This window comes from Micromonospora sp. CNZ297, assembly GCF_007827625.1.
In genome coordinates, this window is sequence record NZ_VISU01000006.1 from 217,026 (window position 1) to 242,938 (window position 25,913).

General features: G+C 74.1%; 25 protein-coding genes. 18 read left to right on the forward strand and 7 right to left on the reverse strand.

Translation table 11 applies throughout. From position 1 onward, the window contains the following. The first annotated feature begins 78 nt into the window (after positions 1 to 78). On the forward strand, positions 79 to 1,197 hold the full coding sequence (locus tag FB454_RS14025) for a glycerophosphodiester phosphodiesterase (protein WP_145823038.1): 1,119 nt from the start codon (positions 79 to 81) through the stop codon (positions 1,195 to 1,197). Between the two features lie 340 nt (positions 1,198 to 1,537). On the opposite strand, the gene FB454_RS14030 is transcribed toward FB454_RS14025, so the two are convergent. Continuing rightward, positions 1,538 to 1,765: a GntR family transcriptional regulator gene (locus FB454_RS14030; protein ID WP_030269238.1), complete on the reverse strand. Its 228-nt coding sequence runs from the start codon at positions 1,763 to 1,765 to the stop codon at positions 1,538 to 1,540. Positions 1,766 to 2,048: 283 nt separating this feature from the next. Between FB454_RS14030 and FB454_RS14035 the strand changes: the two genes are divergently transcribed. The 7 genes from FB454_RS14035 to FB454_RS14065 all read left to right on the forward strand — a co-directional run bounded on the left by FB454_RS14035 (position 2,049) and on the right by FB454_RS14065 (position 7,490). Continuing rightward, positions 2,049 to 2,351 carry a DivIVA domain-containing protein gene (locus tag FB454_RS14035; RefSeq protein ID WP_145823039.1) on the forward strand — a complete coding sequence of 101 codons (303 nt, stop codon included), beginning with the start codon at positions 2,049 to 2,051 and terminating at the stop codon, positions 2,349 to 2,351. Continuing rightward, the gene (locus FB454_RS14040; RefSeq protein WP_064446649.1) at positions 2,348 to 2,593 is read left to right on the forward strand and encodes a hypothetical protein; all 246 of its coding nucleotides are present in this window, start codon (positions 2,348 to 2,350) and stop codon (positions 2,591 to 2,593) included. Before FB454_RS14035 ends, FB454_RS14040 begins: the two co-directional genes overlap by 4 nt. A gap of 216 nt (positions 2,594 to 2,809) precedes the next feature. Then, on the forward strand, positions 2,810 to 4,012 hold the full coding sequence (locus tag FB454_RS14045) for a substrate-binding domain-containing protein (protein ID WP_013288707.1): 1,203 nt from the start codon (positions 2,810 to 2,812) through the stop codon (positions 4,010 to 4,012). A 3-nt stretch (positions 4,013 to 4,015) separates the two neighbouring features. Further along, on the forward strand, positions 4,016 to 4,759 hold the full coding sequence (locus FB454_RS14050) for an ABC transporter ATP-binding protein (RefSeq protein ID WP_013288706.1): 744 nt from the start codon (positions 4,016 to 4,018) through the stop codon (positions 4,757 to 4,759). Next, complete coding sequence (locus FB454_RS14055; protein WP_013288705.1) at positions 4,760 to 5,488, forward strand: ABC transporter ATP-binding protein; 729 nt, start codon at positions 4,760 to 4,762, stop codon at positions 5,486 to 5,488. Further along, positions 5,485 to 6,375, forward strand: a complete 891-nt coding sequence (locus FB454_RS14060) for a branched-chain amino acid ABC transporter permease (protein ID WP_013288704.1) — start codon at positions 5,485 to 5,487, stop codon at positions 6,373 to 6,375. Before FB454_RS14055 ends, FB454_RS14060 begins: the two co-directional genes overlap by 4 nt. Next, a complete protein-coding gene (locus FB454_RS14065) occupies positions 6,372 to 7,490 on the forward strand; it encodes a branched-chain amino acid ABC transporter permease (RefSeq protein WP_145823040.1) in 1,119 nt (372 codons plus the stop codon). Before FB454_RS14060 ends, FB454_RS14065 begins: the two co-directional genes overlap by 4 nt. Before the next feature lie 158 nt (positions 7,491 to 7,648). Here FB454_RS14065 and FB454_RS14070 read toward each other — a convergent pair whose 3' ends face one another. Continuing rightward, the gene (locus FB454_RS14070; protein ID WP_013288702.1) at positions 7,649 to 8,473 is read right to left on the reverse strand and encodes a hypothetical protein; all 825 of its coding nucleotides are present in this window, start codon (positions 8,471 to 8,473) and stop codon (positions 7,649 to 7,651) included. A gap of 141 nt (positions 8,474 to 8,614) precedes the next feature. Here FB454_RS14070 and FB454_RS14075 point away from each other — a divergent pair, with 141 nt between their 5' ends. From FB454_RS14075 to FB454_RS14090, 4 genes are all read left to right on the forward strand, one after another. Next, positions 8,615 to 10,453 (forward strand): BTAD domain-containing putative transcriptional regulator, encoded by a 1,839-nt coding sequence (locus FB454_RS14075; protein ID WP_145823041.1) that lies wholly within the window; start codon positions 8,615 to 8,617, stop codon positions 10,451 to 10,453. After that, entirely contained in the window at positions 10,450 to 12,567 is a 2,118-nt protein-coding gene (locus FB454_RS14080; RefSeq protein WP_186461597.1) for a DEAD/DEAH box helicase, read from the forward strand. Before FB454_RS14075 ends, FB454_RS14080 begins: the two co-directional genes overlap by 4 nt. Positions 12,568 to 12,732: 165 nt before the next feature. After that, positions 12,733 to 12,963, forward strand: a complete 231-nt coding sequence (locus tag FB454_RS14085; protein ID WP_013288699.1) for a heavy-metal-associated domain-containing protein — start codon at positions 12,733 to 12,735, stop codon at positions 12,961 to 12,963. Then, on the forward strand, positions 12,956 to 14,110 hold the full coding sequence (locus tag FB454_RS14090) for a hypothetical protein (RefSeq protein WP_145753900.1): 1,155 nt from the start codon (positions 12,956 to 12,958) through the stop codon (positions 14,108 to 14,110). The genes FB454_RS14085 and FB454_RS14090 overlap by 8 nt, the downstream gene beginning before the upstream one ends. 22 nt (positions 14,111 to 14,132) lie before the next feature. On the opposite strand, the gene FB454_RS14095 is transcribed toward FB454_RS14090, so the two are convergent. Further along, entirely contained in the window at positions 14,133 to 14,552 is a 420-nt protein-coding gene (locus FB454_RS14095) for a helix-turn-helix domain-containing protein (RefSeq protein ID WP_026268433.1), read from the reverse strand. Positions 14,553 to 14,732: 180 nt separating this feature from the next. Here FB454_RS14095 and FB454_RS14100 point away from each other — a divergent pair, with 180 nt between their 5' ends. Next, complete coding sequence (locus FB454_RS14100) at positions 14,733 to 15,158, forward strand: hypothetical protein (RefSeq protein ID WP_071097700.1); 426 nt, start codon at positions 14,733 to 14,735, stop codon at positions 15,156 to 15,158. Positions 15,159 to 15,199: 41 nt separating this feature from the next. On the opposite strand, the gene FB454_RS14105 is transcribed toward FB454_RS14100, so the two are convergent. Together FB454_RS14105 and FB454_RS14110 are read right to left on the reverse strand one after the other, a co-directional pair. Then, positions 15,200 to 16,348 carry a class I SAM-dependent methyltransferase gene (locus FB454_RS14105; protein ID WP_145753902.1) on the reverse strand — a complete coding sequence of 383 codons (1,149 nt, stop codon included), beginning with the start codon at positions 16,346 to 16,348 and terminating at the stop codon, positions 15,200 to 15,202. A 185-nt stretch (positions 16,349 to 16,533) separates the two neighbouring features. Next, on the reverse strand, positions 16,534 to 18,195 hold the full coding sequence (locus FB454_RS14110) for a DEAD/DEAH box helicase (RefSeq protein ID WP_145753904.1): 1,662 nt from the start codon (positions 18,193 to 18,195) through the stop codon (positions 16,534 to 16,536). Positions 18,196 to 18,477: 282 nt separating this feature from the next. Between FB454_RS14110 and FB454_RS14115 the strand changes: the two genes are divergently transcribed. Then, complete coding sequence (locus tag FB454_RS14115) at positions 18,478 to 19,149, forward strand: ferritin-like fold-containing protein (RefSeq protein WP_145823042.1); 672 nt, start codon at positions 18,478 to 18,480, stop codon at positions 19,147 to 19,149. A gap of 46 nt (positions 19,150 to 19,195) precedes the next feature. Here FB454_RS14115 and FB454_RS14120 read toward each other — a convergent pair whose 3' ends face one another. Both FB454_RS14120 and FB454_RS14125 read right to left on the reverse strand, forming a co-directional pair. Next, positions 19,196 to 19,423, reverse strand: coding sequence for a DUF3107 domain-containing protein (locus FB454_RS14120; protein WP_013288692.1), 228 nt, complete (start codon positions 19,421 to 19,423; stop codon positions 19,196 to 19,198). Between the two features lie 65 nt (positions 19,424 to 19,488). Continuing rightward, the gene (locus FB454_RS14125; RefSeq protein WP_145823043.1) at positions 19,489 to 20,127 is read right to left on the reverse strand and encodes a TetR/AcrR family transcriptional regulator; all 639 of its coding nucleotides are present in this window, start codon (positions 20,125 to 20,127) and stop codon (positions 19,489 to 19,491) included. A gap of 149 nt (positions 20,128 to 20,276) precedes the next feature. Here FB454_RS14125 and FB454_RS14130 point away from each other — a divergent pair, with 149 nt between their 5' ends. From FB454_RS14130 to FB454_RS14145, 4 genes are all read left to right on the forward strand, one after another. Beyond that, the gene (locus tag FB454_RS14130; RefSeq protein WP_145823044.1) at positions 20,277 to 23,093 is read left to right on the forward strand and encodes a hypothetical protein; all 2,817 of its coding nucleotides are present in this window, start codon (positions 20,277 to 20,279) and stop codon (positions 23,091 to 23,093) included. A 40-nt stretch (positions 23,094 to 23,133) separates the two neighbouring features. Beyond that, positions 23,134 to 24,132: an alpha/beta fold hydrolase gene (locus tag FB454_RS14135; protein WP_030269264.1), complete on the forward strand. Its 999-nt coding sequence runs from the start codon at positions 23,134 to 23,136 to the stop codon at positions 24,130 to 24,132. A 5-nt stretch (positions 24,133 to 24,137) separates the two neighbouring features. Continuing rightward, positions 24,138 to 25,001, forward strand: coding sequence for a DUF3152 domain-containing protein (locus FB454_RS14140; RefSeq protein ID WP_071097711.1), 864 nt, complete (start codon positions 24,138 to 24,140; stop codon positions 24,999 to 25,001). Positions 25,002 to 25,080: 79 nt separating this feature from the next. Next, entirely contained in the window at positions 25,081 to 25,905 is an 825-nt protein-coding gene (locus FB454_RS14145; protein ID WP_145823045.1) for a DUF3152 domain-containing protein, read from the forward strand. The last annotated feature ends 8 nt before the right edge of the window (positions 25,906 to 25,913 follow it).

Here is a 25,913-nt window from a genome sequence, read left to right on the forward strand (position 1 = left end):
GGCAGGTCAGGAACCGACCAACTGGCGGTCAACCACGACCGGTCTGCTGTGCGTACCCATCGACGACAGGAGACGGCGTTGCGACGTACCCTTTCCACCCTCGGCGTGGCCGGCGCGCTGCTCGCGGCGGCCGCTGTGGTGGTGCCGGCCGTGGCCGCCCAGGCCGGCCCGGACCACCGCGCCGAGCGTGCCCCCGCGGCCCAGCGGCCGATCGTGATCGGCCACCGCGGCGCGAGCGGCTACCGCCCGGAGCACACCCTGGAGGCCTACCGGCTCGCCATCCGCCAGGGCGCCGACTTCATCGAGCCGGACCTGGTCTCGACCAAGGACGGCGTCCTGGTCGCGCGGCACGAGAACGAGATCTCCGGTACGACCGACGTGGCCGCCCGCCCCGAATTCGCCGGCCGCAAGGCGACGAAGACCATCGACGGATTCATCGTCACCGGCTGGTTCACCGAGGACTTCACGCTGGCCGAACTGAAGACGCTGCGGGCCAAGGAGCGGCTGCCCCAGGTGCGGGTCGCGAACACCGCGTTCGACGGCAGGTTCGAGATCCCGACGTTCCAGGAGGTCATCGACCTGGCGCGGGCCGAGTCGAAGGCCCGGGGCCGGACCATCGGCGTCTACCCGGAGACCAAGCACCCCACCTACTTCGCCTCGATCGGCCGCCCGCTGGAGGAGCCGCTGGTGGCGGTGCTGCGCCGCAACCGGCTCACCCACCGCGCCGACCCGGTGTTCGTCCAGAGCTTCGAGACCGCCAACCTGCGCAAGCTCGACAAGATGATCGACGTACGGCTGGTGCAGCTCATGGACGCGAGCGGCGCGCCCTACGACTTCGTCGCGGGCGGAGACAAGCGGACCTACGCGGACCTGGCCACGCCCGCGGGACTTGCCTGGATCTCCCGGTACGCCGACGGCGTGGGCCTGAACAAGAACCTGATCGTGCCCCGGGACTCCGCCGGCCGGCTGCTCGCGCCGACCTCGGTGATCCGCGACGCGCACCGGCAGAAGCTGGTGGTGCACGCGTGGACGTTCCGGGCCGAGAACCAGTTCCTGCCGGCGGACTTCCGCATCGGCACCGACCCGAACGCGCGTGGTGACATCACGTCCGAGTACGAGCTGTTCCTCGACCTGGGCCTGGACGGCGTGTTCAGCGACCACCCCGACACGGCGGTGGCCGCCCGAGCCGGCCGCTGACCCTGCTCCGCTGAAACGGGGTGCTCGCCGTTCCGGCGGGCACCCCGTCCGCGCTTTCCCCGGTCCCCGTCGCGCTCGGCCGACCCCGAGATCTTGGTACGAAACGGCCCCTCCAAGGGCCATTCCGTACCAAGATCTCGCCCCGCTTCGTCGATCTTGGAGTTGTGGCACCTCACGGAGCGCCCTAATCCGGACATCCTAGGCACCACAACTCCAAGATCGGCGGTGGCGGTGGTGCGGGCGGTGGTGGGCGGGGCTTGTCGCGCGGGGCGGGCGCCACTTCGGGGAAGTGGCTGCTTCCGGGCGCGATGATGCCGCCACTTCGGCGTAGTGGAGTTGATCAGCTCGGGGGTTCGGCTACGTAGGTGCCTCGGCCGGGCTGTCCGGTGATCAGCTCGCGATCGTGCAGCAACGACATCGCCCGATAGGCGGTGTTCATGTGGACGCCGTAGGTCTCGGCCAACTCGCGGGTTGACGGCAGCCGGTCGCCCGGCTTCAGGTCGCCGCTCTTGATCTTCGCGGCGATGTCGTTGGCGATACGGCGGAACGGTGCTTCTGCTGTGGGCATGGTGGGGACTCCGGTTGGTTCGGCGAATCCGATCCTGCCCTACCTGCACAAGTAACTGCAACAAGTTGCCCAGCACGTCGAGAGTGGAGGCTCGCGCATAACCAGATACTGGTGTAGGTTGAGTCGCGTCCGGCTCCGGTTGGTTCGGCAAACCTCGGGAGTCGGACCCGGATTGGGCTCCGGGGTCGTACCGCCGAACGGGCTGCGGTCTCGGGGTCGGCGGCCCGCCCGCGTCCCCTGTCTGCGGGCGGGTCGCCTCCACGGCTCGGTGAGGAGGATCGGCGTGCGCAACGTGCTCAACCTGTTTCAGCCGACCCGGCGACGTGGCAAGGGGCGGCAGCCGAACCAGGGCTGGTACCGCTCGGAGTCGTGCCGGCCGCTGAGTGTCGGGCAGATCCGCGAGCGGCGGTTCCGCACCGTGCGGCACGGGCTCGACCCGGCGGAGGTGCACGCCTTCCTCTACCGGGTGGCGGGTGACCTGGCGCTGGCCCGGCGCGACGCGTCCCGCTACGCCGAGGAGAACACGCGCATCAAGGCGGCGCTCAAGAGCTGGCAGTCCCGGTTCACACCGGGTACGCAGCGGTGAGCCGGGAGCGGTTCGTCGTACACCTGCCGGTGCTCGCGGCCGACCTCGACGGCGCGCGGGGGTTCGCGCGGGCCATCTGCCGGGCGCTCGGGTTCCTGGCCGACGTGGAGCGCGCCGGGACCACCGTGTCACGGGAGGACGAGCAGTCCGTACGCCACTGGGTCTGGTGTGACCGCCCGCGCGACGGTGGGCGGCGGTGCGCTCGGGCGGCCGACCACGACGGGGAGTGCGGCGGGCGGTGACCGGCGCGCGATGGCGTGGGACGACATTGCCGGCGAGGTGCGCGTGGTGGGGGCGGCCATCCCGGGTCGGTGCGGTTACGTGGCGATGTCCGGCGTTGTAACGTGCGGCCATCCCGTCACAGGTACTTGTGTGCGCCGACCACATAGCCCGTGGGTGACGTCACTTCTAGCGTGAGCCGACAACTGACATTCCCCCTGTCCTCACCTGGAGTCGCAATGACGATCCGGCACACGCGACGGGTGTTCCTTACCGCCGCCACCTCGGTGGCGGTCGCTCTGGCCGCCACGGCCTGTGGCAGCCCGCAGGACACCGCATCCGGCGGCGGCGACGCCGCCCCGGTCAAGGTCGGTCTGGTCTACTCCCAGTCCGGGCCGCTCGCCAGCTACGGCAAGCAGTACATCGAGGGTTTCAAGGCGGGCCTCGACTTCGCCACCAAGGGCACCGGCAAGGTCGGTGACCGCACGATCGAGGTGACCGAGGCCGACGACGCGGGCGACCCGGCCAAGGCCGTGTCCGCCGCGAAGGACCTGATCGGCAAGGGTACGAAGATCATCGCCGGGTCCACCTCCTCCGGGGTGGCGCTCCAGGTGGCGCCGATCGCCGCGCAGAACAAGGTGCTGTTCATCTCCGGCCCGGCCGCCACCGACGCGGTGACCGGCGCGAACAAGTACACGTTCCGTTCCGGCCGGCAGTCGTGGCAGGACGTGGTGACCGCCCGGTCGTTCATCGGCGACGCGGGCGGCAAGAAGGTCGTCGTGTTCGCGCAGGACGGCGCGTTCGGCGACGCCAACGAGGCCGCCGTGAAGGCCGTCATCGGCGGTGCGGGCGCGAACGTGAGCAGCGTCCGGGCCCCGGCCAGCGCCACCGAGTTCACGCCGTTCGCCAGCCAGATCAAGGCCGCCAAGCCGGACCTGCTCTTCGTCGCCTGGGCGGGCACCACCGCCGGCGCCATGTGGCAGACGCTCGACCAGCAGGGCGTCCTCGCCTCGACCACTGTCGTCACCGGCCTGGACATCCGTGCCTCGTGGCCGACGTTCGGCGCGGCCGGCAGCAAGATCTCGTTCCTGTCGCACTACTTCGACGGCGCCAGCGACACCGAGGCCGCCAAGGCCGCGAAGGCGAAGGTGCCGGGCGGCACGCTCGACCTGTTCCACCCGGACGGGTTCGCCGCCGCGCAGATGGTCGTCCGGGCCGTGCAGGAGGGCGGCGACGACGTGGAGAAGATGATCAAGGCGCTGGAGGGCTGGGAGTTCGAGGGCGTCAAGGGCACCATGAAGATCCGCGCCGAGGACCACGCCCTGCTCCAGCCGATGTACCAGGCCAAGCTCTCCGGCAGCGGCACCGCCTTCACGGCGACCGCGCAGAAGTCGCTCACCGGTGACGAGAGCGCGCCGCCCGTCGCGCAGATGAAGGGCTGACCCGTGCTCGCCACCCGCGGTCTGACCTGGCGGATCGGTGAGGTCGCCATCGTCGACTCCGTCTACCTCGATCTGGCGCCGGGGGAGTTCCTCGGCGTGATCGGGCCCAACGGCGCCGGCAAGACCTCCCTGTTCAACCTGATCACCGGCCTGCGCCGGCCCACCGAGGGCACGGTCCTGCTGGACGGCGCGGACATCACCGCGCTTCCGCCGCACCGGCGTGCCCGGCTCGGACTGGGGCGTACCTTCCAGGCGTCCTCGGTCTTCGGCTCGCTGAGCGTGCGGGAGAACGTCCGGCTCGCCGTACAGGCACACCGGGGTGGCTCGATGAAGCTGTGGCGGCGGGCGGCGGCCGACCGGGAGGTGGCCGCCGCCGCCGACGCGGCGCTCGACCGGGTCGGCCTGCACCACAGGGGTACGGCGCTCGCCGGCACCCTGGCCCACGGCGAGAAGCGCAAGCTGGAGATCGCGCTGCTGCTCGCCGGTGAACCCCGCGTGATGCTGCTGGACGAGCCGATGGCCGGGGTGAGCGCCGAGGACGTGCCCGAGCTGGTCAGCGTGATCAAGTCGTTGACCGGCGACAGCGGCCGGGCGGTGCTCATGGTGGAACACCACATGGACGTGATCCTGGAACTGGCCGACCGGATCGCCGTGATGCACCACGGCGCGCTGCTGGCGTGCGACACCCCGGACACGGTGATGGCGAACGCCACCGTGCAGGAGGCGTACCTGGGGGAGGCGCTCTAAATGACCGAACCTGTCCTGTCCGTGGCGGACCTGTCCGTGCGGATCGCCGGGCTGCACATCCTCCAGGGGGTGTCGTTCGAGGTCGCGCCGACCGGCGTGACGGTGCTGCTCGGACGCAACGGCGTCGGCAAGACCACCACGTTGCGCGCGATCGTCGGGCTGACGCCGCGCGGCGGTGAGGTGCGCGGCAGCGTACGCATGGGGGCGCGGAGCCTGCTCGCACGCCCCACCCACCGGCTGGTCCGCGACGGCCTCGGCTACGTGCCGGAGGACCGCTGCGTCTTCGCCGCGCTCACCGTCGCGGAGAACCTGCGGCTGGCCGAACGGCGGGGCGTCACGCCCGCGTACGACAAGGTCTTCTCGCTCTTCCCCGAGCTGGAGCGGCGCGGACGGCAACGGGCCGGCTCGCTGTCCGGCGGGCAGCAGCAGATGCTCGCGATCGGCCGGGTGCTGCTGAACGACAACCGGCTGCTGCTGGTCGACGAGCCGACGAAAGGGCTGGCCCCGAAGGTGGTGACCGAGGTGGCCGAGGTGCTGGAACGGGTGGCGGAGTCGGTTCCGGTGCTGTTGGTCGAGCAGAACCTGGCGGTGGTACGGCGGCTGGCGACCGACGCGGTGGTGCTCTCCGCCGGGAAGGTCGCCTGGACCGGCGACGCCCAGGAACTGCTGCTGGAGACCGCGCTGACGAAGTCGTTGCTCGGTGTGGGTTCGGCGGAGGTGCACTCGTGAACACAGTGGTTCTGCTGACGCTGACCGGGCTGGGCCTGGCGGCGCTGTACTTCCTCGTGGCCTCCGGCCTGTCCCTCGTCTTCGGCCTCGCCGACGTGCTCAACTTCGCGCACGGGCTGTTCCTCGGCGTGGGCGCGTACGCGACCTGGTGGGCGGCGGGCAACCTGCCCGGCGCCGGGCCGGACGGGTTCGGCTTCGTGCTGGCTGTCGTCTTCGGCGTGCTGGCCGGTTCGCTCGTCGCGGTGCTCGTGGAGCTGGTGCTGATCCGGCCGCTGTACTCCCGCACCATCGAGCAGGTGCTCGTCACCGTCGGCCTGTCGCTGGCCGGGGTGGCGCTGCTCCAGGCCACCTGGGGCGCTGATCCGCGGCCGTTCCCGCGTCCGGACTGGAGCCGGGGCGTCACATCGGTGCTCGGCGCCCAGGTGCCGAACGCCGGGCTGCTGCTGATCGTCGCCGCCGCTGTGGTGCTCGGGGCGCTGCTGGCGTTCCTGCGCTGGACCCGGTACGGCTTGATCATCCGGGCCGGCGTGGAGAACCGGGAGATGGTGACGGCGCTCGGCATCGACGTGCGCAAGGCGTTCACGCTCGTCTTCGCGATCGGCGGGGCCGCCGCCGCGCTGGCCGGCGCGCTCGGCGGCGTCTACTTCGGGACCGTCTCGCCGGGGCAGGGCGGCTCGCTGCTGATCTTCGCGTTCATCGTGGTGGTGATCGGCGGGATGGGCTCGGTGGTCGGGTCCGCGTACGCGGCGGTCGCGGTGGGGCTGCTGCAACAGTTCGTCAACTACTACGGCACGTCCGGGCTGGGCGACCTGTGCGTGGTCGGTCTGCTCGCCGTGGTGCTGCTGCTGCGTCCGCAGGGCCTGGCCGGAAAGGTGGCTCACGCATGACCGAGGTCAAGAGCGCCGAGGCGCCGGCACCCCCGGCGGCGGTACCGGACGAGCTGAGCCCGGGCCGCGCCCGCTGGCACGGACTGCGCCCGTACCTGCCGCTGGTCGCGCTCGTGGTGGCGGCGATCCTGCCGTACTCCACACTGCACCTGCCGGGGATCTTCGAGGGGCCGCTGAACTCGCCGGGCACGCTGCAACTGCTCGCCATCTGCCTGGTCTTCGGCGGGCTCGCGGCCGGGTACGACCTGCTGTTCGGGCGTACCGGCATGCTCTCCTTCGGCCACGCCCTCTACTTCGCCGCCGGCGTGTACGGCACCGACATCCTGGTCACCAAGGCCGGGCTGCCGCTGTGGCAGGCCGCCGTGCTCACGGTGATCGGCGGGACCACGCTCGCCGCGCTGCTCGGCGCGGTGGCCCTGCGCACGGTGGGCATCGCGTTCGCCATGGTGACGCTGGCGTTCGCGCAGGTCGGGGCGATCCTGGTGGCCCGCGACTTCGGCGGTCTCACCGGCGGCGAGGAGGGTTTGCCGCTGGACGTCTCCGGGCTGCCGTCGGCGCTGGTGGGCGTCACCAACACGGTGAACCTGTACTGGCTGGCGCTGGCGTACCTGGCCATCGTGGTCCTCGTGGTGCACCGGGTCAGCGCCTCGCCGACCGGGCGGGTGCTCGCCGGGCTGCGCGACGACGAGCGGCGGATCGGGGTGCTGGGGCTCGACCCGTACCGGTTCAAGCTCGTCGCGTTCACGCTGGCCGGCGGTCTCGCGTCGGCCGGCGGTGTGGTCTACGTGCTGATCGTCGGCGGCGCCAGCCCGCACATCACCTCGTCGGAGCTGACGCTGTCGCTGCTGGTCATGGTGGTGCTCGGCGGCCCCGGCACGCGGTGGGGGCCGGTGCTGGGCGGCGTCCTCTACATGTACCTGGACCACCGGCTCACCGCGTTCGGCAGCAGCGAGGCGGTGAACAGCCTGCCCGCGTTCCTCAGCCACCCGCTGAGCCAGCCCCTGTTCGTCCTGGGCACTGTGTTCATCCTGGCCGTCTACTTCTTCCCCGGCGGCCTGGCCAGCCTGCGCTCCCGCGTAACCCCCCTCCTGACCGCCCTCCGCCGCTCCCGCTGACCCCGCCCCGCCCCGGTCGATCATGAAGTTGACGGCACGACACGCCGTGTCCGGCCGCGCCAACTTCATGATCGACCGGGGCGACGTGCTCGGCCGCTGACACGCGGATGGGGCGGCGGCCCCCCGTGTGGCCACCGCCCCTCGCACGTCCGTCGTGGTCAGCCGTTGAGCATCTCGTACGCCGACGCCGGCGCCTTCTGCACCTGCGCGCCGGTCGGTGCGCTGAGCTTCGGCGCCTTGCCGAAGTCGTAGTACTTGGCGACCAGCTTCATCGCCTTCTTCTTGCCCGCGGCCGGCACGTCCAGGGTCAGCGACGTGAGGTTCCCGTCCGGCCCGACCACAGCCGTGAACGGCACCTTCTTCGCCGCGTCACCGAGCGCGTCCACGTCCACGGTGCTGAAGTTCTCGCGGATGTCGGCGTTCGCGGTCAGGTCGGCGAACCCGCCGTACGTGCCGTTGCCCCGGTCCTCGACCGTCTCCGCGGTCCGGATCACCGCGGCCGTGTTGGCCGGGTCGGCGTTCTGGTAGACCGGCACGTCGGAGGCGTCGTCGAGCTTGGTGCGGTCCAGGAGCATCCAGCGCTTCGGCAGCTTCATGATGTCGTGCAGACCGGGGATGCCGGTGAGCTTGACCCGGACCCAGATGTCCTCCTCGATCACCCGGAAGGTCATCGCCATGGTGAACTCCGGGTCCTTGATCTTCTCCGACATGGACAACTCGAGGCCCTGCGCCGCCGGGTCGACCACCCCGTCGAACTTCTCCGCGCCCTCGATGGTGGAGAACCGGAAGGCCGGGTCCTTCTCGTCCGGCACGGCGGCCAGCAGCGCGGCCTTCGGGTCGGCCGACGGGCTGGGCGCCGCTCCGGTGCCCTCGGAGGCGTCGCCGGTTCCGCACCCCGCGGACAGGACGGTGGTGGCCAGCACGGCCGTCGCGAGAGCCGCGATCCGCCGGAGGCTCGCGGCGGAACCGATTCGCTGCGTCATGGTGTTCGACTCGCTTTCCCAGGTGATTGTTGCCGGGGAAGTATCGCCAGCCGTCACGGCGTTCCCGCTGCCGTTATGCTGCCGTCCGACTGCCGTCGGCCACGGTGGGCGGGGGCAGTCGGTACGGGGGCGGAAACTCGCATGTCAGAGGCGCTGCGCTTCGAACTCCTCGGCCCGCAGCGGGCCTGGTACGCCGGCCGACCACTCGATCTCGGCGCGGCCAAGCAGCGGGCCGTGCTGGCCGTGCTGCTGCTCGCCGCGGGCCGTCCCGTGCCGACCGGGCAGATCGTCGAGGCGGTCTGGCCGGACGAGGCGCCGGTGAACGGCCTCAACGTGGTGCAGAAGCACGTGGCCGGTCTGCGCCGGATGCTGGAACCCGACCGGTCGCCGCGTACGCCGGCCCGGGTGCTCACCCTCACCGACGCGGGCTACCTGCTGCGCGTGCCGCCCGAGGCGGTGGACGTGGCGCGCTTCGAGCGCGGCGTGCGGCGTGCGCGGGCGGCACAGGCGGCCGGGCGTACGGCGGAGGCGCTGACCGAGGTGAGCGCCGCGCTGGAGCTGTGGCAGGGGGAGCCGTTCACCGGGTTCGGCGGCGCGTACTTCGAGACGGCCCGGCACCGCCTCGTGGAGATGCGGGCGGTCGCGCTGGAGACGCGTACCGAACTGGAGCTGGCCGACGGCCGGCACGGCGAGCTGGTCGGCCGGCTGGTCGAGCTGGTCGCCGAGTTCCCGGTCCGGGAACGGCTGCGTCACCAGCTCATGCTGGCGCTGCACCGCAGCGGACGGCAGGCCGAGGCGCTGGCCGCCTACCGTGACTACGCCGGGCTGCTCCGGGACGAGTACGGCATCGAGCCGGGGGAGCCGCTCCAGGATCTGCACCGGCGCATTCTGCGCGCCGACCCGGATCTCCTCGCGCAGGCGCCGCGTCGTCCGGCCGGACCCGGCGACAGGTGGGCGGTCGGCGGCCCGGAGCCGTCTCCGGCCCCCGCCGAGGCACCGGCCCGGCTGCTGCCCACCAGCCCGGCCGAGAGCCCGCTTCCGCTCACGGCGCCGCCCCAGCCCGCCGCTCCGGCCCAGCCCACGGTCTCGGCTCAACTCACCGTTCCGGTGCAGTTCACCGTCTCGGCGCAGCCGGGTGGTGCGTTCCCGCCGCCACCGGCCGGCCCGGGTGAGTCGCCGACCGGCCTGCCGGCCTGGGTCGCGCCCCCTGTCGCGCCGCTGTTCGGTGCCGTGCCGCCGTCCCGGCGTCCGGCCGGAGTGCCCGGGTGGTTGAGCGTCGTCGCGACTGTGGGCGGCGCGTTCATCGCCCTGCTCTCGTTCGGCATGCTCACCTGGCTGGTGGTGCTGCTATACGGGATCTGGCGGCGGGGCTGGGGCAGCATCCTCGCCGCGGTCTGCTATTTGACCGTCGCCGTGACGTTCGTGGTGGTCGTCGGCGGCAGCGAGACGGAGGAGGTCAGCGGACCCGAGGGCGCCATGATCCTGATCTGGCTGACCACCTGGATCTCGGGCGTCCCGCACGTGGTGCTGCTCAACGGCCGGCTGCTCGCCTGGCTGCGCGGGCTCTGGCGTGGCCGGCCGTACGCCGACCGCAACCGGCTGCGCCGGGAGTACGCCCGCTACCTGCTCTACCAGTACCCGTCGGCGCGGGAGGACCTGCGCATCGGCCGCCCCGACCTGCCCCGGGCGTACGACGACGGCGGACTGGTGGACGTCAACTCGGTGCCGGACCACGTGATCAGCGGGCTGCCGGGACTGACCCGGTCGCAGGCGCAGCATGTGGTGGTCGACCGGCGGATGCGCGGCCCGTACACGTCGATGGAGGAGCTGGCCTCGCGGTGCCTGCTGCCGGCGGCGGCGACGGACTCGTTGCGCGAGCTGCTGATCTTCCTGCCGCCCGCACCGACACCCGTACCGCCGCCCACGTCGCCGCCCGGTCCGCCGGTGACGTCGGTGGTCCCTGGTAGAAATGCCGGATGAGCCAGGATCGGATGGCCGTCCGGGAGCGTGCCGAGGCGGTGCTGCGGCGGCTGGCGGGTGACCACGCCCGGCTGCGCGAGGACCAGTGGCGGGCCATCGAGGCGCTCGTGGTCGACCGGCGGCGGGTGCTCTGCGTGCAGCGCACCGGCTGGGGCAAGTCGGCCGTCTACTTCGTGGCGACCGCGCTGCTGCGTGAGGGGAATCAGCACGGGCCGACCGTGATCGTCTCGCCGCTGCTGGCGCTGATGCGCAACCAGGTCGAGTCCGCCGCCCGCGCCGGCATCCGCGCACGCACCATCAACTCGGCGAACCTGGACGAGTGGGACGAGATCACCGCCGAGATCCACGCCGGCGCCGTCGACGTACTGCTGATCAGCCCGGAACGCCTGAACAACCCGGACTTCCGCGACGGCGTGCTGCCGAAGCTCGCCGCCACCACCGGGCTGCTCGTGGTGGACGAGGCGCACTGCGTCTCCGACTGGGGGCACGACTTCCGGCCCGACTACCGGCGGCTGCGCACGTTCCTGGCCAACCTGCCCGAGCGCACGCCGGTGCTCGCCACCACCGCCACCGCCAACGCCCGGGTCACCCAGGACGTGGCCGAGCAGCTCGGTGACGCCCTGGTGCTGCGGGGCACCCTGGACCGCGAGTCGCTGCGCCTCGGCGTACTCGATCTGCCGAGCCCGGCCCACCGCCTGGCCTGGCTGGCCGACCACCTGGACCGGCTCCCCGGCTCGGGGATCGTCTACACGCTCACCGTCGCGGCGGCCACCGAGACGGCCGACTTCCTGCGCGGCCGGGGCTGGTCAGTCGCCTCCTACACCGGGCAGGCCGAGGACGCCGACCGGCGGGCCGCCGAGCAGGACCTGCTGGACAACAAGATCAAGGCGCTGGTCGCCACCAGCGCGCTCGGCATGGGCTTCGACAAGCCCGACCTGGGCTTCGTCGTGCACCTGGGCGCGCCGCCCTCGCCGATCGCCTACTACCAGCAGGTCGGCCGCGCCGGCCGGGCCGTCGAGCACGCCGAGGTGCTGCTGCTGCCCGGCGTGGAGGACGCGGCGATCTGGCGGTACTTCGCCTCGCTCGCCTTCCCGCCCGAGGAGCAGGTGCGCGCCGTGCTCGCCGCGCTGGACACCGAACGGCCGATCTCCACCCAGGCCCTCGAACCGGTGGTCGACCTGCGCCGGGCCCGGCTGGAGCTGATGCTCAAGGTGCTCGACGTGGACGGCGCGGTCCGCCGGGTGCGTGGCGGCTGGCTCGCCACCGGCGAACCCTGGGTCTACGACGAGGCCCGGTTGCGGCGCGTCGCCGACGCGCGCGCCGCCGAGCAGCGGGCCATGCGGGAGTACGCCTCGACGTCCGGCTGCCGGATGCGCTACCTGCGGGAAGGGCTGGACGACACGGGGGCGCAGGACTGCGGGCGGTGCGACAACTGCGCCGGCCCGTTGTTCGACGCCGCTGTCTCCGACCAGGCGCTGACCGCCGCGCAGACGTTCCTCGGGCGGCCCGGCGTGCCGATCCCGCCGAAGAAGCTCTGGCCGACCGGGTTGGAGTCGGTCGGCGTACCCCTGAAGGGCCGCATCCCCCCGGCGGAGCAGGCGCTGCCCGGCCGGGCCGTGGGCCGCCTGTCCGACCTGGGGTGGGGTGGGCGGCTGCGCGGGCTGGTCGGGCCGGAGGCGCCGGACGGCCCGGTGCCCGACGACGTGGTGGCCGCTGTGGTCGAGGTGCTGAAGGCGTGGGCGCACGGCGACGACCCGTGGCCCCGGCGGCCGGTGGGCGTGGTCGCGGTCGGCTCCCGGACGCGACCGCTGCTGGTCGGCTCGCTGGCCGAGCGGATCGCCGCCGTGGGCCGGCTGCCGCTGCTCGGCCAGGTCGTCCCGGCCGGGCCTGGCGGCGGCGGGCCGCGCGGCAACAGCGCCCAGCGGGTACGCGCGCTGCACGACGCCTTCCGCCTGCCGGACGAGCTGGCCGGTGCGCTGGCGGGGCTGGACGGCCCGGTGCTGCTGGTGGACGACCTCGTCGACTCGGGCTGGACGATGGGCACTGTGGCGCGGCTGCTGCGCCGGGCCGGTGCGCCGGACGTGCTGCCGCTGGCGCTCGCGGTGGCCGGCTGACCCGTCCCTCGGCCTGCCTGACGGGAGTCCCGGCGTGGCGTGCCGCCGGTCGGCGCGGCAGTTCCCGGGCTGCGCGGAAAGTTCCCGGGCCGGGCGGAATGCGAGCGTCACCACCGTCGGCGGACCGTCGTCGGGCCCGGACCCGGGCGGCGGTACCGTGGGGTCATGACCGAGCAGCGACCCGTCGTCCAGACGTACACCGTGACCGGGATGACCTGCGGACACTGCGTCAAGGCGGTGACCGAGGAGCTGTCCGCGCTGCCCGGTGTCGACGAGGTCCGGATCGATCTGACGAGCGGCACCGCCACTGTCACCAGCGCGGCGCCGCTGCCCGTCGAGTCCGTGCGTGCCGCTGTGGACGAGGCGGGGTACGAGCTGGTCGGCGGCGGTGCCTGAGTCGTCGTCCGTCACGTCCGGCACCGGCGTCGTCCCCGACGACTCCGAGGCCGGTTCCGGCGTTCCCGCGGCGCAGCCCGGCCACGCCGCGCGGCCCGGTGACGCTGTTCCGTCCGAGGGCGCGGGACGGTCTGCGGACGCGGCTCTGCCCGGGGACGCGGCGCTGGCCGGGGACGGCGCGAGTGGTTCGGCCGGTTCGGCCGGGCCCGTCGCTGTCGACCGGGAGACGTTGCGGCTGGCCCTGGTGGTGGGCGGCCTGGTGCTCGCCGTCCTGCTCGGCTTCGGCCTCGGGCGGATGAACGCGCCGGCCGACCCGGCCCGGCCCGCCGGCGCGACGGCCGGCGGGGTCGCCACGGGCGGCGCCGACGGCGGCGCGCACGCCCACTCACCCGGGACCGGCGCGCACACGCACGACGGCGCAACAGTCACCCAGGGCGGCGGCGACGGCGCGACCGGACTGTCGATCACCTCGGCCGGCTACACGCTGGTGCCGTCGACCGAGCTGGTCGCGGGCCGCGCCGGTGAGCTGCGCTTCCAGATCCGCGACGACCAGCGCCGGGCGGTCACCCGGTTCGCCGTCGTGCACGACAAGCCGATGCACGTGATCATGGTCCGGCGTGACCTCGGCGGTTACCGGCACCTGCACCCGACGATGGCCGCCGACGGCACCTGGTCGGTGCCGATCACGGCGCCGGAGGCGGGCCCCTGGCGGATGTACGCGGACTTCACCGCGGTGGCCGACGACGGCCGCCAGGTCGCCGTGGTGCTCGGCGCCGACCTGACCGCGTCCGGCGCGTACCGGCCGCGGCCGCTGCCCGCCGCCGCCACGTCGGCCACCGTCGACGGGTTCACCGTCGGGTACGCGGGCACGCCGGAGGTGGGGAAGTCGGTGCCGCTGCGGTTCCGGGTCACCGGCGCGGACGGCACGGCGGCGGCGCTGGAGCCGTACCTCGGTGCGTACGGGCACCTGGTGGCGTTGCGCGAGGGCGATCTCGGCTACCTGCACGTGCACCCGGAGCCGGTGCGCGACGGCGACGACGTGACGTTCTGGCTGACCGCGCCGGGGCCGGGCAGCTACCGGATGTTCCTGGACTTCCAGGTCGGCGGCGTGGTGCGGACCGCCGAGTTCACGCTGACGGTGGCCTGAGCCCTCGTCGCCCGACCGGCGCTCAGCCGGCCCGGCGGACCGGGCGGCGGGCCAGGTAGCGGAGCAGATCGCGGATGTGGTGCTTCTCCTCGGCGGGCACGTTCGGGTCGGCGAGCCGATCCAGGATGACGCGCACGTCGGCCTCCACCGGGCCGTCCTCGGCGCCCCGGCGGCGGGGCACCGGCCCGGCGTCGGGCAGGCCCAGCGCGCGGAACGCCGCAGCCACGGGCAGGTCGAGGGCGGCGCAGAAGCCGCGGACCTTCGCGAGTTCGGGGTAGTCCTGCCAGTCGCCGGCCAGCCAGCGGAACACAGTGGAGCGGCCGACGCCGGTGTGGGTGGCGAGGTCGGTCACCGTCCAGCCGCGCTCCTCGCGCGCGGCGTCGATGGCCCGTCGTACGAAGCGCGCGAAGGCCATCTGTGGCGAAACGTCTGCGGAACCCATCCCTGGTGGATCTGTCCCCTTCCTCCGGTGGCCCGGCTCGCGCACCGAGCCTAGTACGCCGGGCCGGAGAAGTAACTGACTGATCGGTCCGGAGGTCTCATTGGCGGGACCGCCCGACTACGGAAAGTTGCCGCCGGTCAACTAAGCTGAGGGAATCCCGGATGTCGATGGAGGAACAGCATGGCCGAGCCGGACCGCCCCGTACCGCATCGCCCCGGCGCGGTGAGCCTCTTCTTCGTGGCCAAGGCCGCCGTGTTCGCGCTCGGCTTCTGGATCTGGCTGCTGGTGCTGGCGGTACGCGGAGGCGAGGCGACCGGCGTGCACCTGATCGCCGCGACCGGCGCGATCTGCACCACACTGGCCGCTGTGGTGCTCGGCGCGCGGATGGCGTTGCAGCGCAACGCGGCCGTCCGGCACGCCGAGGTGAAGCGGTTGCTCGTGGACATCTCGTGGAACGCCTTCGCCGCCGCCGGCAACGCCGAGCATGCCGGGAAGGTGGTGCCGTTCCGGAGCGCGTCACACGACGGCGAGCGAGGTCCGACCCGTGGTGAGCGGGTGTCGGTGCTGGACCGGGGCGACCGCAACCGGGGCGAGCGCGGGCGGTAGGACCGGCCCGCTCAGCGCGCCTCGGCTCAGCGCGCCTCGGCTCAGCGCGCCTCGGCCAGCAGCGTCTCCAGCCGGGGCGTGACACCCCACTGGCCGACCAGCTCGCGATACTCGGCGCGCTGCCCGTCGGTGGGCGCGCCTGCCGTCCGCCGTGCCCGGATGAGCAGGTTGCGCGGCGTGTGCTGGGAGTCGACGAACTCCACCACTTCGGCGCGGTACCCGTGCAGCCGCAGCAGCGCGGCCCGCAGCGAGTCGGTGAGCACGTCGGCGAACCGTTCCCGCAGGATGCCCTGCCGGGTCAGCAGCTCGTACGGCGCGGGCGCCTGACCGCTCCGGAGCTGGGCGGCCAGGTCGTGGTGGCAGCAGGGCGCGGCCAGCACCCAGCGGGCGCCCCAGCGCACCGCCCGGGCCAGCGCCTCGTCGGTGGCGGTGTCGCAGGCGTGCAGCGCCAGGACCAGGTCGGGCGCCGGGTCGACGGGCGCCTCGGCGATGGTGCCGGCCACGAAGCCCACCCGGTCGGCCCAGCCCAGCCGCTCGGCCAGCTCGGTGTTGCGGCGGCGCTGGTCCTCGCGCACATCCACCCCGACGAGCGTCACGTCCAGGCCGCGCTGGACCAGGTAGCGGTAGGCGGCGAAGGTCAGGTACGCGTTGCCGCAGCCCAGGTCCACCACCCGCAGCGGGCCGGTGAGGTCGTCGGGCAGCGTGGCCGCGAGCGCGCGCAGGAACGCGTCGACCTGGCGGCGCTTGGCCGCCGAGCCGCCGATCTCCCGGAACAGGGGATCACCGGGGTCGAGCAGCCACTCCTTCGCCCGGTCGTGCCCGCCCGGCTCGGCGGCCGGACGGCTGGCCGCCGCGCGGTGCACCTGCGCCTCGCCGGACTTGGTGACCCGGAGTTGGAGCGTGGCGTCGGCGGTCTCGACGTGCCAGTTGCCGAACGGCTCGGCGAGCAGTTCGTCGACAGCCGCGCCGGCCTCCGTACCCGGTGCCACGTTGCGGGTGTGCGGCCGTGATCCGTCGGAGACGGCGATCTGCAACCGCGGACCGGCCTTCAGCGTGACCGGGCGCAGCTCCGCGCGTACCACCGAGGGACGCTGCCCACGACGGCGCCCGGCGGCGACCGCGCGGGTCAGCCCCGGCGCGAGCAGCAGCGCCCGCACCTCGGCCAGCGCCGAGTCCAACGCTTCCGGCATCAGTACCTACCTTCCTGCTTCCCGCCCTCGCCCTCGCCCCGGCGGTCATGAAGTTGGCGGCCGTGAGCACGGCGTGTCGCGCCGTCAACTTCATGATCGTCGCAGTCGGCGAGTGAGCGAGAGGGCCCGGGGATGGGGACGGCCTCCGGGACCGGGGTCCGGGAGGCCGTATCCGTTGGTGTTCGTCAGTCGGCGTTGGTGGCCTCGGCGGGCGCGCCGGTGCTGCCGCTGCGGCGACGGCGACGGCGACGCGGCTTGCTCGCCGCCTCACCCTCCGCGGCCTGCTGCGGTGCGGCGGCGGTCTCGGCCGCGCCCTCGGTGCCGATCACCGCGGTCGGCTCACCGGCCACCGTCTCGCCGGCCCGGCGGCGACGCCGACGACGCGGCGTACGCGGGGTCTCGTCGTCCCCGGCGTCGGCCTGTGCGGCGGGCGAACCGGCGGACGAACCGCCCTCGCCGCCCCGGCCACGACCGCGGTCGCGGTCGCCGCGCTCGCGGCCCCGGCTGTCGCCGCGCCGTGCGCCCCGGCGCGACCGGCCGACGCCGCCCAGGTCCTCCTCGACCTCGGCGGACAGGCCGGCGCGGGTGCGCTCGGCGGTCGGCAGCGTGCCGCTGACGTCCGTCGGGATGGCCAGGTCCGTGTAGAGGTGCGCGGAGGTGTGGTACGTCTCCGGCGGCTCGGGCATGTCCAGCCCGAGCGTCTTGTCGATGATCCGCCAGCGGGGCATGTCGTCCCAGTCGACGAACGTCACCGCGGAACCCGTGGCCCCGGCCCGGCCGGTACGGCCGATGCGGTGGGTGTAGGTGTCCTGGTCCTCCGGGCAGTCGTAGTTGATCACGTGCGTGACGCCCGTGACGTCGATGCCCCGCGCCGCCACGTCGGTCGCGACCAGCGTGTCGATCTTGCCGGCCCGGAACGCCCGCAGCGCCCGCTCGCGCGCGCCCTGACCGAGGTCACCGTGCACGGCGGCGACGGCGAAGCCGCGGAAGTCGAGATCCTCGGCGACCCGGTCGGCGGCCCGCTTGGTACGGGTGAAGATCATGGTCAGCCCACGGCCCTCGGCCTGGAGGATGCGCGCCACGATCTCGACCTTGTTCAGCGAGTGCGTGCGGTACGCGAGCTGCGTGGTCTGCGGCGACGGACCGGTCTCGGCGGTGTGCCCGGCGTGGATGGTCACCGGGCGGCGCAGGAAGCGCCGGGACAGCGCGACGATCGGGTCCGGCATGGTGGCCGAGAACAGCATGGTCTGCCGGTCCTCCGGCAGCATCGCCAGGATCTTCTCGACGTCGTCCAGGAAGCCCAGATCGAGCATGCGGTCGGCCTCGTCGAGGACGAGCGCGCGGACCCGGTCGAGCCGCAGGTGCTTCTGCTTCTGCAGGTCCAGCAGGCGGCCCGGGGTGCCGACCAGGATCTCGACGCCCTTGCGCAGCGCCTCGATCTGCGGCTCGTAGGCCACGCCGCCGTAGATCGGCAGCACCCGGACGCCCCGGGTACGGCCCGCGGCGTCGAGGTCCTTGGCGACCTGGATGCCCAGCTCACGGGTGGGTACGACGACGAGCGCCTGCGGGACGCCGTCGCTGCCCTCGGACGGGGCGAACACGCGCTCCAGCAGCGGGATGCCGAAGCCGAGCGTCTTGCCGGTGCCGGTCGGCGCCTGCCCGATCAGGTCGACGCCGCGCAGCGCGATCGGCAGCGCGTACTCCTGGATCGCGAAGGCGCGGGTGATGCCGGCGGCGGCCAGCGCCTCGACGGTTTCCTGCCGCGCACCGAGCGCGGCGAACGTGGGTGCCTCCGGGGGGACCGGAGCGGTGGGGGCCAGTGGCTGGCCGGAAATCTGCTCGCTCATATGGATTTGGGGGTGCCCTCTCGTGGTGCGCCCCTCAGGTCCTCAGGGCGCGATCGGTGTGGCGCGGGCCACGCGGTCAGGGGCGATTTCGCCGAGCCGGACCGGGCCGCACGCGCGTCGGGGACCGGCGTTGATCAGCAAGTGACCGATTCGGTGCCCACGGCAACTGTCTCATCGTACCTGAACGGTCCCTGAGTCGTCCCGATTCCCAGGTGGTGGCCGTGCACGCGGGGCGGTTCGCTGTGACTTGAGTCACAGTCACAACGTCGGTAGCCTGCGCTCGTGTCCGCCCCCGACCCCGCCGCGACCGACCCTGCCGCCGCCGATCCCGCCGCGACCAACCTGTTCGGGCTCGTCGCCTACGGCGAACTGCTCGCGTTCGACCGCCTCGCCGCCGACGCGCGCCTCGCGCCCGACCTGCGCCGCCGGGCCGCGCTCAGCGAGATGGCCGCCGCCGAGATCGCGCACTACAGGTGGCTCACCGACCGGCTCGCCGCGTGGGGCGTCACGCCGGAGGAGGCGATGGCCCCCTACGTCGAGGCGCTGCGGGCGTACCACGACTCGACCGAGCCGCGGGACTGGGCGGAGGCGGTGACGAAGGCGTACGTGGGCGACGCGATCACCGACGACTTCCTGCGCGGGATCGCCGACGGCCTGGACGGGCCGGACCGGACGCTGCTGCTCGACGTGCTGCACGACTCCCGGTACGCCGAGTTCGCCGCGGCCGAGATCCGGGCCGCGATCGAGGCCGATCCCCGGGCGGCCGGGCGGCTGTCGATGTGGGCGCGGCGGCTGCTCGGTGAGGCGCTCTCCCAGGCGGGCCGGGTGGCCGCCGCCGACCGGGGCGCGCTCGTCGCGCTGATCGGGCGGACCGGCGGGGACGTGCCGGAGCTGCTGCGCCGGCTGACCGAGGCGCACACCGCGCGGATGACGTCGGTCGGGTTGAACAACTGAGCCGCCGTGGCGGGGAGGCCCGCCACGGCGGCCGGTGCCGCGGGAATCAGCGAACGGTGAATCCGACCGCGCGGGGCGACGCCTCGGCGATCTCGACGTAGGCGACCTTGCCGACCGGCACGATCACGCGCCGGCCCTTCTCGTCGGTCAGGGAGAGGGTGCCCTCGCTCTTGGCGAAGGCGTCGGTCACGATCTGCTCGATCTCGGCCGGCGACTGCGCGCTCTCCAGGACCAGCTCCCGCGGCGCGTACTGCACGCCGATCTTGACCTCCACTGTGCCTCCTCAACTGGGGCGAAAAAGCCACCGTGGGAAGGCTATCCGATCCGGCGGCCCGATGTTCAGGCTGACTCACCTTGCAGCGGGAAGCTGGCGATGCCGCGCCAGGACAGGGCCGCGACCAGCGCCTCGGCCTCCGCCTTGGGCACCTGACGGCCGCCGGCGAGCCAGAACTGGGCGGCCGTCTCGGCGGCGCCGACCAGGCCCGAGGCGAGCAGTTCGGCGTGCGAGCGGCTGACCCCGGTGTCCGAGATGATCGTGTCGGTGATGGCCGCGATGCAGCCCTGCTCGACCCGCTCCACCCGCTGCCGCACCGCCGGGTCGTTGCGCAGGTCCGACTCGAAGACCAGCCGGAACGCCTCGCTCTCGTGGTCGACGAAGTCGAAGTACGCGCGCACCGCGGCGCCGACGCGCTCCCTGTTGTCGTTGGTGCCGCTCATCGCGTCCTGCACGTTGGCCACTATCGCGTCACAGTGCGTGTCCAGCAGCGCGAGGTACAGCTCCATCTTCCCGGGGAAGTGTTGGTAGAGCACCGGCTTGGAGACACCGGCCCGCTCGGCGATGTCGTCCATCGCGGCGGCGTGGTAGCCCTGCGCGACGAACACCTCCTGGGCGGCGGCGAGCAGCTGCTTACGGCGCGCCGAGCGGGGCAGGCGGGTGGGCCGACCGGCGGTCTGTGCACCGTTCCCCACTGCGGTCATCGGATCCTCCGAGTATCTGCGTACGAGCCGGCACGTATCACCCGAACCGGTCCGGGTTCGTGAACCCGTCGCGGAATTGGCCCGCCGCTGTAACTTATCGCCACTGTCACCACACGGTAGCCTCAGCGGGGGCGACCAAGGAGCGCGCGGTGAGTGAAACAGGGCAACCCGGAGCCGCCACCCCGGGAGAGCACGGCGACGGGACGGGCCAGCAGGACGACCCGGCCCGTACCGGCGGCGGTTGGGCGCCCCCGCCGAACGGCTGGTCCCGCGGCGCTCCGGCGCCCGGCGGCTGGCCCTACGGCGACCTCGGCGGCTGGGCCGCCTCCTCGCCCCGGCACGGCGACCTGCCGGCCCCGCTGCCCGGCCACTCCGCGCCGGAACCGGGCCGCGTCAACGGCCGCCACGTCAACGGCGTGCACCACGCCGGGGAGGAGTCGCCAGTGACCCGCCAGGCGCCGGTCAGTGCCCCGCCCGCGGACGAGCCGCTCCGGCCTGCCGACGGCGAACGGCTGGCCGTACCGGCCCCGCGCCCGGCGCCGGCGATCGAGCAGCCGACCGACCCGGGGGAGCCCGCCGGTTCCCGGCACGCCGCGGACGACCCGGCCGCCCGGCCCCCGCGCTGGGCCGAGAGCGGGCCGACCTCCGCGCCCCCGGCGCTCCAGGTCCCGCCGGTCGGCGCCGCCGCCTCCGGGTTCGAGGTGCCGCCGGGCTTTCACGCGCCGAACACCGAATCCACCCCGTCGCTGTCCCACGGCTGGGCCGACCGGCCGGTCACCTCGCCGCCGGCCGTGAGCCGGCCGGAGCACGCACCGGGCGAGGTCCACCCGCCCGAGGGCCGGGCGGCCGGCGCCGAGCCGCGGGCCGCGGCCGAGACTCCGGCGGCCGACGACCCGAGGGCCGCCGAACCGGACTGGTCCGGGCCGTCCTGGAACCGCCCGAGCTGGGGTGACGGCTGGGCCCCGCCGTGGGCCCGGCCCGACGAGCCGCCGGCCCGCCGCGCCGAGGAGCCCGTCGCCGAGCGGCGGGAGTGGGAGGACGACAGCGCCGCCCAACGCAGCGCCCGCGAGGACCGCGCGGCCGAGTGGGCGCCCGAGCCGGTGCGGCCGTACGAGCCGGCCCGGGTCGAGCCGCCCGCCGCCTACGAGCCACCCCGGCCCGAGGCGGTACGGCCGTACGAGCCGCTGCGCGCCGAGCCGGCCCTCGGCCCGGAGACGACGCGGCAGTACCCGCCGTCCGCCGAGTCCGAGGCGCCCCGGCAGTACGAGCCGGGTGCCGGGCCCGAGCCGGCGCGCCGGTACGAGCCGCCGGCCGCGCCGGAGCCGACGCCCGAACCGACCCGTCCCTTCCGCCTGGCCCGGGGCGACGCCGAACCACCGCACGGCTACGAGCGGCCCTCCTGGGCCGGGCCGCCGGTTCCGGTCGCCCCGCTGATCACGCCCCCTGGTCCCCCGCCGGCGAGTGCCCCGCCCGCGCCCGGCGCCCCGCCGGTGTCCAGCGCCCCGCCCGCCCCGGCCGGTGGGTACGCCCCCGCCCCGCCCGCCGACGCGGCTGCCGTCGCCCCGCCGACCTCGGGCGTTCCCGCCCAGGGCGGCGCGCAACGTCTCGACCGCGCACCCGCGCCCCACCCGACGAGCGCCCCTCCCTACGCGGCCCGCCGGTCCGCACCGGAACCGGTGCCGGCCGCCGACGCGGTCGCCGAGCCCCGACCGGAGGAACCGTCCCCCGTGCTGCCGCAGCGCGTCCCCTCGGAACCGGACGTGCCCGTCGTGCCGGAGCCACCGGCAGTGGAACCGTCCGCCGAGACCCCCGAACTCGCCCGCATCGCCACCCACCTGCGCCGCGACGACGAACCCGCGCCACTGCGGGAGCGGCCGGAGGGCTTCGACGTCAACGCGATCCTCGACGCGGTCCGGGAGGTGGCGGGCGTACGCGACGCCGCGCTGCGCCGTACCCCGGCCGGCGCGCACAGCCTCCGGCTCGACCTGGCCGACGGCGCGGACCCGGCCGAGGTCAGCCGCATGGTGGCCCGGCTGCTCCAGGAGCGGATGGGTCTGGCCGCCGCCCCGCAGAACCTGCCCGGCGCGCCCGCCGTACCGCCCCCGGCCCCGCTGCGCCGCCGGTCGGCCCGGCTGGACCGCTCCGGTGAGACGCGCGCGGGCGAGACACGAGCACCCGGGACGCAGCCGGCACCGGTCGAGGCCCGTGCCCCGCAGGCGGAGCCGGGCGAGGCCCGTAACGGTGAGGAGACGGGCGGCGACGAGATGCCGGCGCGTGCCGGTGTGGCACGTCCGGCCGCGAACCGTTCCGGCGACGCGCGGTTCGGTGCGGACCGCGCCACGCGCCCGGCCGAGGCGCCCGGCGACGGCGACGAGCCGCCGCGCCGCCGCCGGCAGGCCACCCACCGGGGCCGGGCCGCTGTCGACGAGACGTCGCTGGCCTCCGCGCCGACCGGCATGTCCACCGGCAGCCCGGTCACGCTCGGTACGTCGTACTCCGGTGGGCAGATGACCACGACGGAGACCGCGCCGTCGCGACCGCTGGACACCGGCGGCGTGCCGGGGCCGCGGGTGGTGATCGAGCACGTCCTGGTGAGCACGTTCGGCCTGGACGCCACCACCGAGGTGCGCCTGGTCGCCGGCGACCGGACGGCCGAGGGGCACGCGACCGGCCCGGCTGTCGACGGGTACGTGCTGCGGCTCTGCGCGGTGGCCGCGGCCGCCGCGGTGGACGAGCTGCTCGGCCGGGTCGTCCCGGCCGGCGAGCGGGGCCGGTGCTTCGTGGAGCACGCCGCCGTGGTGCCGTTCGGCAACTGCGAGGTCGCCACAGTGGTGGTGCTGCTGGTCTGCGACGGCTGGGTGGAGCAGCTGGCCGGTTCGGCGCTGGTGGCCGGGGATCCCCGGCAGGCGGTCGTGCGGGCCACGCTCGCGGCGGTGAACCGGCGGCTGGAGGCGCTGCTCTCCTGAGCCGGTGTGCGGTACGGCGTGTGCGGGGAAGACTGGAGGCATGAAGCGCGCCGCACTGTGGCCGGAGCACAGCCTTCCCACCCACCACGTCCCGCCGCCCTGGCCCGGCCGGCACGTACGCCTCGACGGCACGCTCGTACACGTCCGCGACACCCCGGCCACCGGTCCCGGCGCGGAGCCCGCGCTGTACGTGCACGGCCTCGGCGGGTCGGCGCAGAACTGGACCGACCTGGCCGGGCTGCTCGCGGACCGGCTCGACGGCCAGGCGATCGACCTGCCCGGATTCGGGCGCAGCGAGCCGGGGCCGCGCTACACGATCCCGTCCTTCGCCGAGCGGGTGATCCGCTGGATCGAGCACAGCGACCGGGGTCCGGTGCACCTGTTCGGCAACTCGCTCGGCGGCGCGATCTCGGTGCGGGTGGCGGCGTTGCGCCCGGACCTGGTCCGCACGCTCACACTGGTCTCGCCCGCGCTGCCGTTCCTGGACTTCCGCCGCTCGTTGCAGGGGCGGATGCTCCCGTTGCTGGCGATCCCCCGGGGCGAACGGCTGGCCGCCTGGCGGCTGGCCCAGTTCAGCCCGGAGGTGACGGCGCAGCAGGTGATGGAGGCGTGCGTGGCGGACCTGACCCGGATCAGCGATCAGCGCCGGCAGGAGGCGATCGACGAGATCCGGGTCCGGTACGAGGCGGCCCACTACGCCGCCGCGTACGTGCGGACGTTCCGGGGCCTGGTCGGCAGCTTCCTGCGTTCGTACCTGCCGGGGGAGGGCGCGCTCTGGCGGCAGGCGGCGGCGGTACGGGCGCCCACGCTCGTGGTGGGCGGGCGGCAGGATCGGCTGGTCGACGTGCGGGTGGCGCCGCAGGCGGCCCGGGTCATCCCGGACAGCCGGCTGCTGATGCTCGACGGCGTCGGGCACGTGGCCCAGTTGGAGGTGCCCCGGACCGTGGCGCGGGCGGTGCTCGGCCTGCTCGCCGAGGCGACACAGTCGCTCACCACCGGCATGGGGGAGAGCGGAACGGAGCGTGACATGGCAGGCTGAGCCGGATGCCCAGCTCCCGCCGTCCTCGTGCCGCCCGCTCCCGTTCCTCGCTTCGTCACTGGCGTACCGCGCTCGTGGTCTGCGCCTTCGCTGCCGCCGCCGCGGTCGGTGTCGGCGTGGCGGTGCAACTGCCGTCGGCGGGTGCGGGGACGCGGATCACCGACGGGTTCGTCGCTCAGCCTCCGGCGCCCACGCGGGAGCCGTCCACGCCGAGCGTCGCGCCGCCGCCGGCGGTGACGCCCAGCTCGCCGGCCGCGCCGGTGCTGACGCTGTCCGACCCGGGGCCGGCGAAGGGCCGGGGCAGCTTCGCGTACGACGACCGGACCAGCGGCGTGCTCGGCCGCTCGGGGACGCTGCGCCGCTACCGGGTGGCGGTGGAGAACGGCTCCGGCGAGGAGGTCCGCGCCTTCGGCGAGGCGGTGCAGCGCGCCCTGGCCGGCCCGGGTAGCTGGGTCGACGGCGGCAGGCTGCGGTTGCAGCGGGTCGGCGCGGACGACCGGTACGACTTCACGATCTACCTCGCGACCCGGGACACGGCCGGGCGGCTGTGCGGGGCGGGCGGGATCGACATCCGGGTGGGCGGGGTGCCGTACACGTCGTGCCGGGTGCCGGGCAAGGTGGTGATCAACCTGGACCGGTGGCGGACCTCGGCGCCGCACCTGGTCGACGCCGGGATGCCGCTGGACACGTACCGGCTCTACGTGGTCAACCACGAGGTGGGGCACCAGCTCGGGCACCGGCACGAGGGGTGCCCGGGCGCGGGCCGGGCGGCGCCGGTGATGCAGCAGCAGACGCTCTTCCTCAAGGGCTGCCGGCCGAACCCGTGGCCCTACGTGGGCGGGAAGCGGTACACCGGGCCGGCCCTCTGACCACCCGGTTTGTGAAGAACATTCGCGGCATAGGCGGCAAAAGCAGCTAAATGCCCGAATTGCATGGCACGCTGAGGTCATGACGTCGTCGTCCCCTTACGACAACCCTGCCGCGCCGCCGTCCGAGCGTCCCACCCTGCGCCGGATGCGACGGCGGCGCCGCCGCTCGGTGCTGCTGCTGGCGATGCTGCTCGCGGCCGTCGGCGGCGCGGTCGGCATCACCCGGCTGAACGCGCCGTCGCCCGGGCACGGTGGGACGTCGCTCGCCGCCGAACCGTCGCTGGCGCGCGGCGCCGAGGCCGACGTCCCGGCCCCGGCGCCGACCGGCTACCCCACCGCCGGTCCCGGCACGTTCGCGGTGGCCCAGGGCCGATCTCCGGTACGCGGACAGGAGGGCCCGCTGCGCCGCTACCGGGTCGAGGTCGAGCAGGACACGGGGCAGGACGCCGACGAGTTCGCCGCCACCGTGGACGCGGTACTGGGCGACCCGCGCAGCTGGATCGCGTCGGGGGACCTGCGGGTGCAGCGGGTGCCCGAGGCGGCCGCCGCAGACTTCACCGTCTACCTCGCCACCCCCGTCACCTCCGAGCGGATGTGCGCCGAGGGAGGCCTGCGCACCGACCGGTACACCTCCTGCCGGCTGCCCGGCCGGGTCGTGCTCAACCTGGCCCGGTGGATGACGGCGGTGCCCGACTACGGCGCCCCGCTGGAGGTCTACCGCACCTACGTGATCAACCACGAGGTCGGGCACGAGTTCGGCGAGCTGCACCAGGCGTGCCCCGAGCCCGGCGCGCCCGCCCCGGTGATGCAGCAGCAGACGTACGGGCTGGACGGCTGCCTGCCGAACGCCTGGCCGTATATCGGCGGAATGCGGTACGAGGGCGAGCCCACCGACGGCGTCTGAGTTATTCC